Source organism: Frigoribacterium sp. CFBP 8751 (assembly GCF_014841545.1).
Taxonomy (GTDB): Bacteria; Actinomycetota; Actinomycetes; order Actinomycetales; family Microbacteriaceae; genus Frigoribacterium.
The window spans coordinates 520,125-535,159 of record NZ_JACYUB010000001.1 but is presented as its reverse complement, the minus strand read 5'-3'; the positions used below and the strand labels follow the sequence as shown (position 1 = coordinate 535,159).

Sequence of the window (15,035 nt, the reverse complement as noted above, 5' to 3'; positions counted from 1 at the left end):
GAAGGGATAGGTGGGAAGTGGGGGGACGAGGAGGTGCGGTGCGCGTCGTGCGCACACCGCGCCTCCTCGTGCCGGTTACCAGCGGTAGTGCGCGAAGGCCTTGTTCGACTCGGCCATCTTGTGGGTGTCTTCGCGACGCTTGACAGCGGCGCCCAGACCGTTCGACGCGTCGAGGATCTCGTTCATGAGACGCTCGGTCATCGTCTTCTCGCGACGAGCCTTGGCGTAGCTGGTGAGCCAGCGGAGGGCCAGGGTGTTGGCGCGGTGGGGCTTGACCTCGACGGGGACCTGGTAGGTCGAACCGCCGACGCGACGCGAGCGGACCTCGAGGGTCGGGCGCACGTTGTCGAGCGCCTTCTTCAGCGTGGCCACGGCATCTTGGTCGTTCTTGGCGGTGACGCCGGCGAGAGCACCGTAGACGATGCGCTCGGCGAGCCCCTTCTTGCCGTCGAGGAGGATCTTGTTGACGAGCTGGCTGACGATCGGCGCACCGTAGACCGGGTCGGCGACGACAGGGCGCTTGGGCGCGGGTCCTTTACGAGGCATTACTTCTTGTCCTTCTTCGCACCGTAGAGGCTGCGAGCCTGCTTGCGGTTCTTCACGGCCTGGGTGTCGAGGGCGCCACGGACGATCTTGTAGCGCACACCGGGGAGGTCTTTGACACGACCGCCACGCACGAGCACCATCGAGTGCTCTTGCAGGTTGTGGCCCTCGCCGGGGATGTAGGCGGTGACCTCGGTGCCGTTCGAGAGCTTCACACGAGCGACCTTGCGGAGCGCGGAGTTCGGCTTCTTGGGGGTGGTGGTGTACACACGCGTGCACACGCCACGCTGCTGGGGGTTGGACCGCAGGGCGGGGGCCTTGGTCTTGACGACCTTCGGCGTGCGTCCCTTACGGACCAGCTGCTGAATAGTTGGCACTGGTTCTCCTCATCGGATCTCGGCGTCGTTCTCTCGAACGCGCCGAGTCGCGCTGCTCTCGCATCGCTCTGCTCTGTCCGGCTGATCAGCCGGCATCCTCGTCTCGGTGGCCGAGACGGTCTGCCCGTCTCGGCCGCGAGGTCGAGGGGGCTTTTATTCGGGCGCGCGGTCAGGCGCACACCCGAAAGAGCTTATCTTGCGGTAGTGCCTTAATCAAATGGTCGAGGCTCGGGGCGCCCCGGGTCGACGCGCGACAGGGCGAGGGTGCCCCCGACGACGAGTCCGGCGCAGATCGCCGAGCCGATCACGAACGGCGACACGGCGTACCGGGCGGCGAAGAGCAGCACCCAGACGAGCTCCTGTCGCACGAGGCCGTAGACGACTCCCCCGACGGCGAGCATCAGGACGTACACGAGGGCCGCGGTGACGATCGTCGGGACGAGGAGGTGCGGTGCGGGCACTCGGGGGCCGGCCACCTCGTCACCGGTGCCGGAGCGCGTCCCACCCGAGGCGCCCGGGCGGGCGAGGACGGCGGGCTGGGCGGGGAACGTGCCCCGCACCTCCGGAGCCCTGTCGTCGCGGGCGTCGGAGAGCGCCGCCGACCGCAGCAGCGACAGCAACACGACGAGCACGGCGGCGGCGACCATCAGCGGGCCGAGCAGCGTGCCGGCGTCGGGCTCGTCGATCGGGTCGCGGTCGAGCAGCAACGCCTCGAAGCCCGCGACCATGATGACGAGCGCACCGAACAGGACGGTGCCCATGACGGCGTAGACGGCTCGGGACATCCTTCGAGGCTACGCGCCCGCGGTGGGCGCGGTGGCCCGCGGATGCGCCACCCCGCCACGATGTGGACACGCCGCCACGTTTTCTCGTGGCGGCGTGTCCAGATCGTGGCGTCCTGGGGCCGGCGGCGGGCGGGGCCCGGCCCGGGAGGTCTCGCGCTACTGGCCGGCGGCGGTGTCCGAGCTCGTGCCGTCGGTGCCCTCGGCCGTGGCCGCGGGGGTCTCGGCGGCCTGGTCGGCCTGGGTCGCTGCGGCGTCCTGGAGGACGTAGACGAGGCCGCCGACGGTCCACTGGTCGGGGACGCCGGTCGCGTCGCCGGCCTCGGAGCTGCCGGTGCTGGCGAAGGTCGTCACGAGGAAGAGTCGCGACCCGCTCTGCAACTTCGAGAGGAAGTCGCGGGCCTGGGCATAGCTGCCCTGGATGCTGACCGTGATCGGGATCGACGAGAAGTTCGTCGCGGTGACGAGCGGGTCGGTGACGAGCTCGGGTGCGGTGGGCGCGGCCGGGGCGGTGGCGGCCGGGGCGGTCCCGGCCGCGTCGGATGCCGCCGCGTCGGTCGCGGCGGGGGCGGCGACGTCCGTGGTCGTCGGCTCGTAGGCCGTCGCGTCGGACGAGGTGAACCCCGTCACGGTCGTGCCCGAGGCCCCGGCCAGCTGGTCGAGTTCGGTCAGGAACGACGACAGGGCGGCCTGGGACGGCACGGACGTGTCGAGCGTGGCCAGCTCGGACTTCAGGTCGGGGAGCTTGGCGTTGTCGGCCTCGAGGGTCGCGAGGCTCTCGCGCAGGGTCTCGTTCTGCGCCTCGACGCTCTGCTGTTGCGACTCGGCGGACGAAGCGGCGACGAGTTGGGGCTGCACCCCCACCAAGAATCCGAGTGCCAGCACCACGACGGCGGTCAGGGCGGCGGCGATCAGCATCATCCGGTTGCGGTCCATGGTCACTCGCCAGCCTTCTGGTCGAAGCGGCCCGAGAAGGCGTCCGCCGTGATGTGCATCGTGATGTCCGCCTTGTAGACGCCTTCCTCGAGGGTCACCGAGCCCGGCTGGGCGTCGGCGAAGCCGGGGAGCGTCGCGAGCCCGTTCAGCCAGTCGGGCACGGACGGCAGGGTCGGGCTCGACGCCTGGAACGTGAGGGTCGCCACCCGCGAACCCTGCAACGGCGCCGTGGGCTGCGTGTACTGGACGAGCGGCGAGGCCTGGTCGAGCGAGACGCTGACGATGGTCACGCCGATGGGCAGGGTGCCCTGGACCTTCTCGAGGTAGGTCGGCCAGTCGATGTCGGTCGAACCGCCGACCTTCTGGGCGGCCTCGACCAGGTCGAGCTGCCCCTGCGTGGTCTTGAGGTCCGCGTACTTCGTCTGCGACATGAGCAGCGACTGGGTCTCGCCCTGGGCGGTCATCAACCCGTCCTCGGCCTGCATGCGTTGGAGGAACGCCGCACCCGATCCGATTCCGACCACGACGGCGACCACGACGACGCCGGCCCAGACCCGACGGGTCAGGGCGGCGGCGCGACGCTCCGCGCGGACCTCGGGAGGCAGCAGGTCGACGCGGGGCGCGCCTCCCACGGTGATGCCGGTGTCTTTTCCGCGGGTTCTCATGCTGCGCTCCCTAGGGCCAGGCCGAGGGCCACGGTCAGGTCGGTCGACCGCGACCGCAGGGCGGCCTCGTCGAGGTTCTTCGCGAAGCCCACCGTCGCGAACGGGTCGGCGAGGGCCACGGGCAGGCGGGTGACCTCGCTGAGCGCCTCGGGCAGGCCCGGGAGGGCCGCTCCCCCACCGGCGATCATGATGCCCGCGACCGTCTCGGTCGGACGGGTGTTGACGTAGTACTGGATCGTGTTGCGCAACGACCCGAGCAGCTCGTTGACGGACTCGAAGATGGCGGCCGAGGCGGCCTGCTCGTCCGGCGTCGTCACGGTGGTCGCCAGCCCCCGGCTGAACTTGATGCCCTCGGCCACCTGGGCCGAGACCTCGAGCTTCGACGCGACGGCTTGGGTGACGTCGTCTCCGCCCGAGGGGATGATGCGGACGAACTGCGGCACGCCGTCGGCGATCATGATCACCGACGTCGTGCTGTGGCCGATCTCGACGAGGGCGACCGTGCCCGCGATGCGCGGACGAGTGACTAGGAGGCGCGTGTTCGAGAACGGGATCAGGTCGACCCCCAGCGTGGTCAGGCCCGCGAGCTTGCTGGCCTGCACGTTGCCGAGCACGGCATCTTTCACCGCGGCGATCAGCAGCCCGTGGACGACCGGACCGTTCTCGCCGAGTCCCTCGGCGTAGGGGTAGAAGTCGAGCAGCGCGTCGGCCACCGGGACGGGCAGCATGTCCTGCACCTGGAACGGCAGCATCTCGCGGATGCGTTGGCGCGAGGCCTTCGGCACCGTCATGTCGCGGGCCAGCACGCGCTGGTTGCCCATGCCCAGCACGACGCGCTTGCTCTTGAAGCCGCCGGCCGACCACAGCTGCTTCAAGGTGCCCGCGACGGTCTGCGACTCGATCACCTCGCCCCGGCTCGCGGCGCCCTCGGGCAGGGCGACCTCGCTGAACCGGACGATCGTCGGCTTGGACTTGTCGGCGTCGGCGACCTCGACCGCACGCACGAAGCGGCTGCCGATGTCGATGCCCACGATGTTCTTGCCCATCAGTTCTGCTCTCTGTCAGCTCGCCGGGTCATGCCAGGCCGAGGAGGGTGAGGTACGCCGTGGCGACGGTGCCGCCGGCGAAGACGCCGACCCAGGCGCCCGCGAGCATCCAGGGTCCGAAGGGGATGCCGCCCGTGCGTTGGACGCGACGGGTGGCGAGGAGGACGACGGCGAAGAGGCCGCCGAGCAGGAACGCCGCGAAGGCGCCCACGGCGAACTCGCCCCAGCCGAGCCAGGCGAGGTAGAGGCCGAGCACGCCGGCCAGCTTGACGTCGCCCAGACCCATGCCGCCCGGGTACGACAGGGCGGCGATCAGGTAGAAGGCGCCGAGGGCCGCGGCGCCGAGGGCGGCCCTGGCCAGTGCCGACCAGTCCCCCACGAGCAGGCTCGCGACGGCCAACAGCACCCCGCCGACGGCGTACGACGGCAGGACGATGCGGTCGGGCAGACGGTGGTGCTCGAGGTCGATCACCGCGAGCGCGACGCTCACCCCGGCCAGCCAGAGGAAGGCGACGAGCGAGAGGAGGCGCGACACGAGCGGCAGCGCCTCGCTCGGCACGTCGGCGAGCGGCCAGAGGCGGGCGGCCACGAGCACGAAGAAGAGGCCGGTGGCGAGTTCGACGATCGGGTAGCGGGCCGAGATGGACGTGCGGCAGTCGCGGCACTTCCCGCCGAGCGCGAGCCAGCTGAGCACGGGCACGTTGTCGCGGCGGCGGATCGGCGTGGAGCAGCTCGGGCACGAGCTCGCCGGGCGCGCCACGGAGAGGCCTGAGGGCACCCGGTACACGACCACGTTGAGGAACGAACCGATGAGCAGGCCGAAGCATCCCGCGACCAGGACGGCGGTGATCCAGGGCGCGGCGATCACGAGGCTGCTCCCGTCGAGGTGAAGGCCGGCTTGACCTCGGTCTGCGTGGTGACGCCGTACGAGGTCGTGACCGGGCTGAGGAACTTCGGCGGGGCGAGGTAGCGCAGCCGGGTGTCGTACGCGTACGCCTTGACGTAGCCGTTCGAGCCGTTGCGGACGACGCCGCGGTAGGCCTGGGTGATCGAGCCCTTGACGGTGAGGGTGCCGCGGTCCCCGCCACTGGCGTAGTTCTGCACGAGGAAGGAGTGCTGCACCGAGATGATGGCCGCGTCGATCTCGCGGTCGGAGCCGCCCAGCAGCGACTTGCCCTTGGTGTCGACCGGGTTCCAGACCCAGGCCACGCCGTCGCTGGCGAGGCCGAGGATGTTCGTGCTGGCGTTGGTGGCGGAGTAGACCAGGTCGCCCGTGACGTAGACGTAGTTCTTCGCGGCGATGGTCAGCTGGCCCTGGAACGTGCCCTTGACGAACACGTCGCCGCTTCGCGCACCGTAGGCGCAGGCCCCCTTGCCGGGACCCCCCGCGGTGGCCGAGGTCGGGACCGACTCCTTCGAGATCGGGTAGCCGACGTGGTTGTCGTCGCACGAGGTCTCGGTCAGGTCGCCCTTCGACGCCGCAGCGTTCACGTTCTGCGCACCACCACCCACCGTCGGGACGGGGATGTCCTGCACGTAGATGAGGTTGTTGGCCGGGACCGCGATGGTGGCCCCGCCCGGCGAGCCGAGTTGTCCCGGTGCCGTCCCGGGGAGACCGCAGTCCGCGTCGGCGGTGCCCTTGGTCGCGGCGTCGTTCGAGATGCGGGTCATCTTGCTGTTGGGCGACTTCACCGTCATCTTGCCGTCGGCCGAGAAGACGATGTCGGTCGGGCCGGTGTAGAGGCAGCCGGGGCGCGGGACCTCGGTCGGCAGGTCGGTCCGCGTCTCGCGGATCTTGTCGCTGTTGGTGTCGGGCATGGTGACGCTCGCCACCTGGTCGGGCCCGGCCCCCCGGGCCCGCTCCTTGTCGAACACCTGACCGCCGCAGGCCGTGCCGTTCGAGTCGACCTTGGCGTAGGACTTGCCCGGGGTCGGGTCGGCGGTGCTGACCAATTCCTTGAAGGTGGCGGAGCACACGCGCATCGTGTCGTTGGAGTGGGCCGGACCGTAGATCGTGTCACCGCCACTGAAGGAGATCTCGCCGCACTTGTCGGCCTGCGTGCGGGACTCCCAGGCCTTCTTGGTGCAGTTCTTGTTCGTGCTGCCGGTCAGCAGCGGGTCCTGCGACTCGATGTCGGTGAAGTACAGGTAGTCGATGAACCCCTTCTGGCGCAGGTCGGCGATGACGCTGCGCGTGGCGCCGCCGACCTTGCCCGTGGCGCGGATGCGTAAGGCCCCCGAGGCCACGTAGGCGGAGTTGTCGACCTCGTAGCGGAACTGCGCGCGGTCGCCGCTGCCGGGGACGCTCGCCCACGTGCCCGAGACGCCGAACCCGAAGGCCTTGTTGGCCTGGGGCCCGCCGGGCAGGGTCAACTTGCTGCCGGTGGCCTTGCTGAACGGGGCGTTCGCGTCGCCGTACTGCTGGTAGCTGTTGTCGTTCGCCAGCCGAGCCTGGTACTCCTCGACGCCGGCGTAGGCCGCGGCCAGGGCGCCGCCCCAGTCCTGGTCGGCGGCGGACTTCTTCAGTCCGCTCGTGGCGACGGTCAGGGCGGTCGCCGCCATGATGACGAGCACCATGCCGAAGATGAGGACGACGGCCATCGCCATGCCGCCCTCGTGGTCGGACTGGTTGAGTCGGTCGAGCCCCAGGCGTCGTCGGAGGGAGGTCATGTGGTGGCTCCTCCGACGAGGTTGGACAGCGAGACGGTGGTCTGGAGCGTGACGGCCTGGCTCGACCTCGTGGCCGTCCGGTTGATCGTCACGCTCACCTGGACGGCGGCTATGGCCGGCAGCTGCGCCGCGGAGAGCGCGCCACCGGAATCGGGCGCCAGGACGGCGCCCGTGAAGTCGTAGTACGTGAAGAGGGGCGCCCCGCTGCTCGCTGTGGTCACGACGGAGACTCCGAGGGTGCGCTTCGTCGGGGTCGAGACGAACTGCCAGTAGTCGGTCTGGAGCGGGGTGCCGACCACGGTCGTCTCGACCAGGCTGCGGTCGGCGGCCACGCCGAACGTGACCTTGCGGGGCACGGTCGTGAGCGAGTCCGCGCCGTTGACGGCCGTGGTCAGCGTCAGGCTCTCGGTCGTGGCCAGGCTGAACGAGGTCGCCTCGGTACCGCCCGGCGTGGGGATGGTGCGGGCAGCCCGCACCACACGGCTGACCTCGTTCATGACGTTCGACGCGACGCGCGTGTTGGCGTCGACGCCGCGGGCCTGGGCCGTCGCCTTGGTCAACGAGATGAACGTCGTGGTCACGACGGCCACGATGATGCCGAAGACCATCATCGCGACGATCAGCTCGGCCAGGCTGAGGCCGGCGTCGCGCCGTGCGTCGCCGACCACGAGCGCCCGCAGGCGGCTCACGAGGTCGGCCTGGGGTCGAGGGTGACGACGTTCGCGGTGGTGCCGGAGCCGCCGAAGATGCCACCGATGATGCTGCCGATCAGGCCGCTGATTGTGAGCGGGTTCAGGGACGTCGACGACTTGCCCGACGTGATGGCCCACGTGCCGTACGGCAGGGCGATGGTGACCTCGTTCTTCGGTGTCTTGTTCTTGACGTCGAAGGTGTAGGTCTGCGTGGACGCGCAGCCGGGGTCGCCGTTCAGCGCCGTCGTCGAGCGCGCCTGGATGATCGTGTCGCTGCCCGAGTTCAGCTTGACCGTCGTGACGCCCATCGGCAGGGCGTACGCGGCCGCCCCCGCGGACGCAGCCACGAAGGGCTGTCGGGCGGCCGTCTTGCCGGCCGCGTTGGCGGGCCACGCCCCCGGGTCGGGCGACAGGCAGCTGCCCCCGTCCGCGCCCACGGGACGGTAGGTGCCCGCGATCATCTGGTACCCCGTGGTCTTGGGGAAGAGGTAGACGTCGCTGACGGCACCGGTGACCACGTAGGGCTCCGGCCCGCCCAGGACGGTGGTCTTGAGGTCGTTCGGCAGGACGACCGCGCCGCCGCTGTAGGTGGAGGCGTAGGTCATGGCGAAGTCGTCACCGAGGTCGTAGGTGAACGAGACGCCCGCGGAGTCACCCTTGGCGACGACGATGCCCGTCTTGACCGGTGCCGAGGCCTGGTACGCGTCGCGCCAAGGGGCCGCGTCCGCCCGCGACACGGTGACCTTGTAGCTGCCGGGGAGCACCTTGATGGCGACCGAGCAGCCGTCGGCGTTGGTGGGGGCGGGCTTGGAGGCCGAGGTCAGCGCCTTGCCGGGGGCGGCCGACTTGTCGTCGGGCTCGACGGTCACGACGATGCCCGAGACGCCGGCACCGGCGGTGTTCTTGACACCGACGAGGATGGTGCCCGTGTCCTGGTCGTTGAGCCGGTTGTTCGGCGCGAGGATCGTGTCGCTGCGGACGGGCTGCGTGCCCTTGCGCATGCCGGCCCAGGTGATCGAGACCTGCAGGCGCTTGTAGAAGAGGGCGCCGTTGCCCGAGGCTGCGGCGGGGGTGCACGAGGTGTCGACCCCCGTGGTGGTGATGAAGGCCGCTGTCTGGGCCACCGTGAACACCGTGCCGTTGACGGTGGTGGTGGTCGTGCCCGACGAGACGGAGATGACGTCGGCCACGCCGCGCGCGGTGTCGACGGCCTGGGCCGCGAGGTTGGCCGCGACCTCACGGTTGCGGTTGTCGCTCGACATCGCCAGGGTCGTGCCGACCGCGACGATGGAGCCGACCGAGATGATCGCGAAGACCAGGAGGGCGACGACCACCTCGACGATCGACAGACCGGCCTCGCGCGCCTCGGGGTCGAGGGGACGCAGACGGGTGCTGATGCGCTGGAACATGGTGGTTCACCTCCCGGTCGGGTCAGGGGTGGGTGCGAGGGACGCGGGCAGGGTGTCCTAGATCGACACCCTGCCCGCGGTCGGGTTCGTCAGCAGCCGGTCGGCTTGGTGGCCGTCGGGCCCACGACGCCGGCGGAGTCGGTCACGTAGAACTTCTTCGCGGAGTCGCTCGGGGCGTTAGCGACGAGGCAGAAGGCACCGTTGTTCGCCGTGGTGGGGGCAGCGCTGAAGGCCAGCGACTTGGTGTTGTCGCCCAGAGCGAACCCGTACTTGCCGAGCGCGGTCGCGTCGAGGGTCGGAGCCGTGGCCGTCCCGTTGTCGGTCTGGTATGCGATGACCGCCGTCTTGATGTTGCTGAGGTCGGACTTCACGGCGGCGTCCTTGCTGCTGGCTTGCACACCCAGGTACACCGGGATGGCGATCGCGGCGAGGATGCCGATGATGATGACGACGACGAGGAGCTCGATCAGGGTGAAGCCCTTGTCCTTGTCGTCGGAGAGGTTCTGGCGGCGGGCGCTGAGCTTGCCCATGAGGGTGAAGTACATGTCGCTGGTCCTGTTCGGTCGGGTGCGGGAGTGATGCCCGGTGAGGGGGGTGAGGCGGTCACTGAGCTCCCGCCGGGATCGATGGTGCCACCTGGGAAAGTGCCCCAGAATCCCTTGGAAGGGGGGTTTTGGCCCGCGACACGGCCCCAGTTCGGGTATCCCCCGAAAGGCCGAAAGCGCAGGTCAGCGCCCGTATGAGGGGTAGACCGCCCGGTCGCGAGACGCCCGGCACGAGAAGGAGGCGCGAGCCGGCCTCGTGAACCGGCCCGCGCCTCCTGCGGGGGTGCCTGACGCGTTACTTGATCAGCGAGGTGATCTGGAAGATGGGCAGGTACAGCGCCACGATCATGCCGCCGACGACGACGCCGAGGAAGGCGATCAGCAGGGGCTCGATCAGGGCCGTCAGCGACTCGGTCGTCGACTTCACCTCTTGGTCGTAGAAGTCCGCGACCTTCTCGAGCATCGTCTGCAGCGAACCCGAGTCCTCGCCGACCGAGATCATCTGCGTGACCATCGACGGGAAGACCCCCGAGTCGGTCAGCGGGCCGGCGATGGACTCGCCCTGCCGCACCGATTCGGCCACCTTGACCAGCGCCTCCTCGAGGACGTAGTTGCCCGACACCTCGCCCACGATGCGCAGTGCCGTGAGGATGGGCACGCCGGCGCCGATCATGTTCGAGAAGTTGCGGCTGAACCGCGCGATCGCGATCTTCCGGAACAGCGCGCCGAAGACCGGCAGCTTGAGCTTCAGCGGGTCGAGGAACGCCCGCACCTTGACCGAGTTCTTGTTCGTCCGCCACCAGATCGAGAACGCGATGCCCACGACGATGCCGGCCGGCACGACGTACGGCATCGCCCGCGACGCGTAGACAAGGATCATCGTCGGCAACGGCAGCTGGCCGCCGAGGTTGGTGAACATGTCCTGGAAGATCGGGACGATGAACAGCAGCATGATGACGACCGCGACGAGCGACATGACGAGCACGACGACGGGGTAGGTCATGGCCGACTTGATCGTCGACCGCAGCGCCACCTCCTTCTCGAAGTTCTCGGCCGTCGACTCGAGCGCCTTGTCGAGGAACCCGCCGGTCTCGCCCGCCTTGATCATGTTGATCATCAGCGGCGGGAAGTCCTTGTCGTGCTTGCCGACCGCGTCCGAGAACGAGACGCCGGTCTCGACGTCGTCGCGCACCTCGGCCATGATCTTGGCCAGCCGCTTGTTGTCGACCTGGTCGGCGAGGATCGTCAGGGTGCGCAGCAGCGACAGCCCCGAACCGATCATGGTCGCCATCTGGCGCGACATGACCGCGATGTCCTTCATCTTGACCGCACGGTCGCCGAGCCCGGGGATCGACACCTCGCGCTGCAGGCCGGTGCCGGCGCCCGCCTCGCTGATCGAGATCGGCTGCACGCCCATCGTGCGGAGGCGCGTGATGACCGCGCCCTCGCTCGACGCGTCGACCTTGCCCTTGACGACCTTGCCGGCCCCGTCACGCCCCTTGTAGGCGTAGGCGACTGCCCCGGCCATCAGGCGGCCCCGCCAGAGAACGAGTCGCCGAAGTCGATGCCGCTGTCGAGGCCCTGGCTCTCGGACTTGTTGATCACTCGCGTCACGAGGCGGTCGAACCCTTCACGGTCGTGCACCTTCTCCATCGCCGCCTTGTGCGTCACGACGCCGGTGTTCACCAGGTCGGCGAGCTTCTGGTCCATCGTGTGCATGCCGAGGTCACGGCCCGCCTGCATCGACGAGGCGATCTGGTACGTCTTGCCCTCGCGCACGAGGTTGCCGATCGCGGGGGTCATCATCATGATCTCGGTCGCCACGACCCGGCCACGGCCGCTGGCCTTGGGCAGCAGCGTCTGACAGACGACGCCCTGCAGCGTCGAGGCGAGCTGCGTGCGCACCTGGTCCTGCTGGTACGGCGGGAACACGTCGATGACGCGGTCGATGGTCTGCGCCGCGCTCTGCGTGTGCAGGGTCGCGAAGACGAGGTGACCGGTCTCGGCGGCGGTCAGCGCGACCGAGATGGTCTCGAGGTCGCGGAGCTCACCGATCAGGATGACGTCGGGGTCCTGCCGCAGCACGTGCTTGAGCGCCGCCGCGAAGCTGTGGGTGTCGTGCCCGACCTCTCGCTGGTTCACGAGCGACTTCTTGTGCTGGTGCATGAACTCGATCGGGTCCTCGACCGTCACGATGTGGTCGGCCCGCGTGCGGTTGACGAGGTCGATCAGCGCCGCGAGGGTCGTCGACTTGCCCGAACCCGTGGGGCCCGTGACGAGCACGAGACCGCGCGGGAGCTTGGCGAAGGTCGACACCGACTCGGGCACGCCCAGGTCGCCGAGCTGCTTGATCTCGGTGGGGATCAACCGGAAGGCCGCCCCCAACGAGCCGCGCTGCTGGTAGAAGTTCACGCGGAAACGTGACTCGTCCGAGAGCGAGTAGGCGAAGTCCAGCTCGAGCTCCTCGTCGAAGCGCTGCTGCTGCTCGGGCGTGAGCAGGCTCTCCAGCGCCGTGCGGACGATGGCCGCGTCCCAGACGGTGCCGCCGGCGAGGGCGGGTCGCAGGTCACCATCGACGCGGATCGTCGGCATGGCGTCGGTGGTGACGTGCAGGTCGGACGCGTTCTGCAGCACGACCTGGATCAGCGCCGAGACGAGTCCGGCGTGCGCGTGGTCGCGCGGGTGGCGGTGCAGCTCGATGCCGTGGAAGTCGGCCGCGTCCTCGGCCGTCGTGAGGACGGCGGTCGGCGCGTCGGCCGCGACGTGCTGCGGAGCGGGCGCGTCCCAGGGGGCGACCGTGGACGGGGCCGCCGGGGCGCCGGCGGCGGTCGGGAAGACGACGCCCTCGGCGGCGAACGGCGAGGCCGACGTGCTCGTCGCCATCGTCTCGGCCGTCGCCGGGATCGCGACGGTGGGGGCGGTGGCGGCGAGGTCCGTCGAGGAGTCGACCCGCGCCTCCTGCATGGGGGTCGCCTGAGCCCGGGAGGCGCGGATCGGCTCCTCGAAGCGGGGGTCGACCCAGCCGGGTCGCGGCGTCGACGGCAGCACGTGGCCGGCGGGCGGCGGGCTGAGCGGTGCCGGGGAGGCCGCCGTGGGCCCTGCGGTCGCGGGCGACGTGAGCACGGAGGAGGGCGCGGAGACCGACGACGGGGCCGCGGCCGACCGGGGCAGGACGGGCGAGGGGCCCGTGTCGGGGACGAGCAGGGCCTCCTGGTCGGCGAGCGCGGCCTTGTCGACCAGGGCCTCGGCCAGCCGGGCGGCGCGACGGCTCGAGGGGGCACGCGTGGGCGTCCAGCCCATGACCGGGTCCTGGCCTCCGTCGAGGCTGTAGACGGGGCCCGTCGCGGCGCCACCGGGCGACGCGGGAGCGGACGGGAACGGCGACGCGTCGGCCGGAGCCGTCGACGACGGGGTCGCGGAGGCAGTCGCGGTCGCGGTGGCTGACCGGACCTCGTTGCCCGGACGACCCGGCGTCCATCCCGCGAGGGCGGCGGCCTCGGCGGTCGAGTCGTCGGGGAGGTCGTAGATCGAAGCGCTCATGAGAGGGGCTCCTCGTGGTCGGTCCGGGCTCGGCCGGAGACGGGCGTCACGCGACGACCCGCAAGATCTCTTCGACGCTGGTGAGGCCGAGCTTGGCCTTCTCCCAACCGTCCTGACGCAGGCTCAACATGCCCTGCTCGCGGGCGACCCGGCCGATCTCGGCGCTGGACGCGCGGCTGACGGCGAGGCGTTCGATCTCTTCCGAGACGCTCATCACCTCGTGCAGCGCGATGCGACCGCGGTAGCCCGTGTTCGAGCACTGCTGGCAGCCCACCGGCTGGTACACCGTGGGGTTCTCGTCGGGTCCGACGCGGAACTTCAGGTGTGCCAGCTGCAGCGGCGAGTAGGCCGTGGGCGTCTTGCACCGGTCGCAGAGTCGGCGCGCGAGACGCTGGGCGACGACGCAGTCGATGGCCGAGCCGACCAGGAAGGGCTCGATGCCCATCTCGGTGAGGCGGGTGATGGCGCTCGGGGCGTCGTTCGTGTGCAACGTGCTCAGCACGAGGTGGCCGGTCAACGACGCCTCGATCGCGATCTGCGCCGTCTCGTGGTCGCGGATCTCACCGAGCAGGACGACGTCGGGGTCGGACCGCAGGATGCTGCGGAGCGCACTCGCGAAGGTCAAGCCCGCCTTGGGGTTGACCTGCACCTGGTTGATGCCCTTCATGCGGTACTCGACCGGGTCCTCGACCGTGATGACGTTGATCTCGGGACGGGCGACGGCGTTCAGGGTCGTGTACAGCGTCGTCGACTTGCCCGAGCCCGTGGGGCCGGTGACGAGGATCATGCCGTAGGGCTTCGAGTACGACTCGGCGTAGACGTCGAAGTTGCGCTCGAGCAGGTTGAGGTCGCGCAGGCTCATCGAGGTGTTCGAGTTGTCGAGGATCCGCATCACGACCTTCTCGCCCCAGACGGTCGGCAGCGTCGCCACCCGCAGGTCGATCTGTCGTCCGCCGTGGCGCACCGACATGCGACCGTCCTGCGGCTTGCGGCGCTCGGCGATGTCGATCTCGCTCATGATCTTCAGGCGCGAGATGACGCCGTTCTGGATCGCCTTCGGTGCCGGCTGCATCTCGTGCAGCACCCCGTCGATGCGGTAGCGGATGCGCACGTCGGTCTCGGACGGCTCGATGTGGATGTCGGAGGCGTGGTCGGTGATCGCCTGGCTGACGAGCAGGTTGACGAACCGGACGATCGGCACGTCGTCGTCGGGACCGTCGGTGATGTCGGCGGCGGTCTCGTGCGCCCGCTCCTCCTCGAGGGTCGACGTGAGGTCGTTCAGCTCGTCGTCGGCGCGGAGGTAGCGGTCGATGGCGGCGCGGAGGTCGTTCTTCTCGGCGACGACGGGGTCGACGCCCATGCGCAGGCCGGCACGGACGTCGTCGATGGCGAAGACGTCGCCCGGGTCCTCCATGGCGAGGATCAAGGAACCGTCGCGCACCCCGATCGGCAGGACCTTGTGGCGTCGGCACACGGCCGCGGGCACCATCGTCACGGCCGAACGGTCGACGGGGTAGTCGATCAGCTCGACGAAGTCGAGGTCGGCGGCCGTGGCCCGGGCCCTCGCCACCTGCATCTCGGTGACGACGCCTCGCGAGAGGAGGTCGCGGATCGACGCCTCTTCCTCGGCCGGGCCGCGCGGGATCACGTCGAGCTGCTCGATCGGCAACAGCCCGTGCAAGATCAGGATCTCGGTCATGGAAGCCACGCGTACCTCCTCGGAAGTACAGGGCCTCGGGGGTAGGACGACGAGGCCGGTCGACGCTCGGGGTCGGGACCGAGCTTGCCTCACGGTACGGCCGGGACGTCGTCGCCGGCACGTCCCAGAGC

The 15,035-nt window shown here is 69.9% G+C and carries 14 protein-coding genes; all 14 read right to left on the bottom strand.

The window, feature by feature from the left end; all coding sequences use genetic code 11:
• Window positions 1–75: 75 nt before the first annotated feature.
• Entirely contained in the window at window positions 76–546 is a 471-nt protein-coding gene (rpsG, locus tag IFT88_RS02625; protein WP_043593378.1) for a 30S ribosomal protein S7, read from the bottom strand.
• Window positions 546–920: a 30S ribosomal protein S12 gene (gene rpsL, locus IFT88_RS02620; protein WP_043593380.1), complete on the bottom strand. Its 375-nt coding sequence runs from the start codon at window positions 918–920 to the stop codon at window positions 546–548. Before rpsL ends, rpsG begins: the two co-directional genes overlap by 1 nt.
• Before the next feature lie 209 nt (window positions 921–1,129).
• Window positions 1,130–1,705, bottom strand: coding sequence for a DUF6121 family protein (locus IFT88_RS02615; protein ID WP_192118751.1), 576 nt, complete (start codon window positions 1,703–1,705; stop codon window positions 1,130–1,132).
• A gap of 156 nt (window positions 1,706–1,861) precedes the next feature.
• Window positions 1,862–2,638, bottom strand: coding sequence for a hypothetical protein (locus IFT88_RS02610; RefSeq protein WP_192118749.1), 777 nt, complete (start codon window positions 2,636–2,638; stop codon window positions 1,862–1,864).
• A gap of 2 nt (window positions 2,639–2,640) precedes the next feature.
• Window positions 2,641–3,303 carry a hypothetical protein gene (locus tag IFT88_RS02605; protein WP_192118748.1) on the bottom strand — a complete coding sequence of 221 codons (663 nt, stop codon included), beginning with the start codon at window positions 3,301–3,303 and terminating at the stop codon, window positions 2,641–2,643.
• Window positions 3,300–4,349: a type IV pilus assembly protein PilM gene (gene pilM, locus IFT88_RS02600; RefSeq protein ID WP_192118746.1), complete on the bottom strand. Its 1,050-nt coding sequence runs from the start codon at window positions 4,347–4,349 to the stop codon at window positions 3,300–3,302. The genes IFT88_RS02605 and pilM overlap by 4 nt, the downstream gene beginning before the upstream one ends.
• A 28-nt stretch (window positions 4,350–4,377) precedes the next feature.
• Window positions 4,378–5,217, bottom strand: a complete 840-nt coding sequence (locus tag IFT88_RS02595) for a prepilin peptidase (RefSeq protein ID WP_342212054.1) — start codon at window positions 5,215–5,217, stop codon at window positions 4,378–4,380.
• The gene (locus IFT88_RS02590) at window positions 5,214–7,019 is read right to left on the bottom strand and encodes a hypothetical protein (protein WP_192118744.1); all 1,806 of its coding nucleotides are present in this window, start codon (window positions 7,017–7,019) and stop codon (window positions 5,214–5,216) included. Before IFT88_RS02590 ends, IFT88_RS02595 begins: the two co-directional genes overlap by 4 nt.
• Entirely contained in the window at window positions 7,016–7,708 is a 693-nt protein-coding gene (locus IFT88_RS02585) for a prepilin-type N-terminal cleavage/methylation domain-containing protein (protein ID WP_192118742.1), read from the bottom strand. The genes IFT88_RS02590 and IFT88_RS02585 overlap by 4 nt, the downstream gene beginning before the upstream one ends.
• Window positions 7,705–9,120, bottom strand: a complete 1,416-nt coding sequence (locus tag IFT88_RS02580; protein WP_192118740.1) for a type IV pilus modification PilV family protein — start codon at window positions 9,118–9,120, stop codon at window positions 7,705–7,707. The genes IFT88_RS02585 and IFT88_RS02580 overlap by 4 nt, the downstream gene beginning before the upstream one ends.
• Before the next feature lie 89 nt (window positions 9,121–9,209).
• A complete protein-coding gene (locus tag IFT88_RS17570; protein ID WP_192118738.1) occupies window positions 9,210–9,665 on the bottom strand; it encodes a prepilin-type N-terminal cleavage/methylation domain-containing protein in 456 nt (151 codons plus the stop codon).
• A 295-nt stretch (window positions 9,666–9,960) separates the two neighbouring features.
• Window positions 9,961–11,193: a type II secretion system F family protein gene (locus IFT88_RS02570; protein ID WP_192118736.1), complete on the bottom strand. Its 1,233-nt coding sequence runs from the start codon at window positions 11,191–11,193 to the stop codon at window positions 9,961–9,963.
• On the bottom strand, window positions 11,193–13,205 hold the full coding sequence (locus tag IFT88_RS17325) for a type IV pilus twitching motility protein PilT (protein ID WP_274604722.1): 2,013 nt from the start codon (window positions 13,203–13,205) through the stop codon (window positions 11,193–11,195). Before IFT88_RS17325 ends, IFT88_RS02570 begins: the two co-directional genes overlap by 1 nt.
• 46 nt (window positions 13,206–13,251) lie before the next feature.
• Window positions 13,252–14,913, bottom strand: coding sequence for a GspE/PulE family protein (locus IFT88_RS02560; RefSeq protein ID WP_043596501.1), 1,662 nt, complete (start codon window positions 14,911–14,913; stop codon window positions 13,252–13,254).
• Window positions 14,914–15,035: the final 122 nt, after the last annotated feature.

Excerpts from the sequence above, each read along its gene's own strand:
- rpsG (WP_043593378.1), bottom strand. The coding sequence starts at position 546 with ATGCCTCGTAAAGGACCCGCGCCCAAGCGCCCTGTCGTCGCCGACCCG.
- IFT88_RS02610 (WP_192118749.1), bottom strand. The coding sequence starts at position 2,638 with ATGGACCGCAACCGGATGATGCTGATCGCCGCCGCCCTGACCGCCGTC.
- IFT88_RS02580 (WP_192118740.1), bottom strand. The coding sequence starts at position 9,120 with ATGTTCCAGCGCATCAGCACCCGTCTGCGTCCCCTCGACCCCGAGGCG.
- IFT88_RS02590 (WP_192118744.1), bottom strand. The coding sequence starts at position 7,019 with ATGACCTCCCTCCGACGACGCCTGGGGCTCGACCGACTCAACCAGTCC.
- IFT88_RS02570 (WP_192118736.1), bottom strand. The coding sequence starts at position 11,193 with ATGGCCGGGGCAGTCGCCTACGCCTACAAGGGGCGTGACGGGGCCGGC.
- IFT88_RS17325 (WP_274604722.1), bottom strand. The coding sequence starts at position 13,205 with ATGAGCGCTTCGATCTACGACCTCCCCGACGACTCGACCGCCGAGGCC.
- pilM (WP_192118746.1), bottom strand. The coding sequence starts at position 4,349 with ATGGGCAAGAACATCGTGGGCATCGACATCGGCAGCCGCTTCGTGCGT.
- IFT88_RS02615 (WP_192118751.1), bottom strand. The coding sequence starts at position 1,705 with ATGTCCCGAGCCGTCTACGCCGTCATGGGCACCGTCCTGTTCGGTGCG.
- IFT88_RS17570 (WP_192118738.1), bottom strand. The coding sequence starts at position 9,665 with ATGTACTTCACCCTCATGGGCAAGCTCAGCGCCCGCCGCCAGAACCTC.
- IFT88_RS02605 (WP_192118748.1), bottom strand. The coding sequence starts at position 3,303 with ATGAGAACCCGCGGAAAAGACACCGGCATCACCGTGGGAGGCGCGCCC.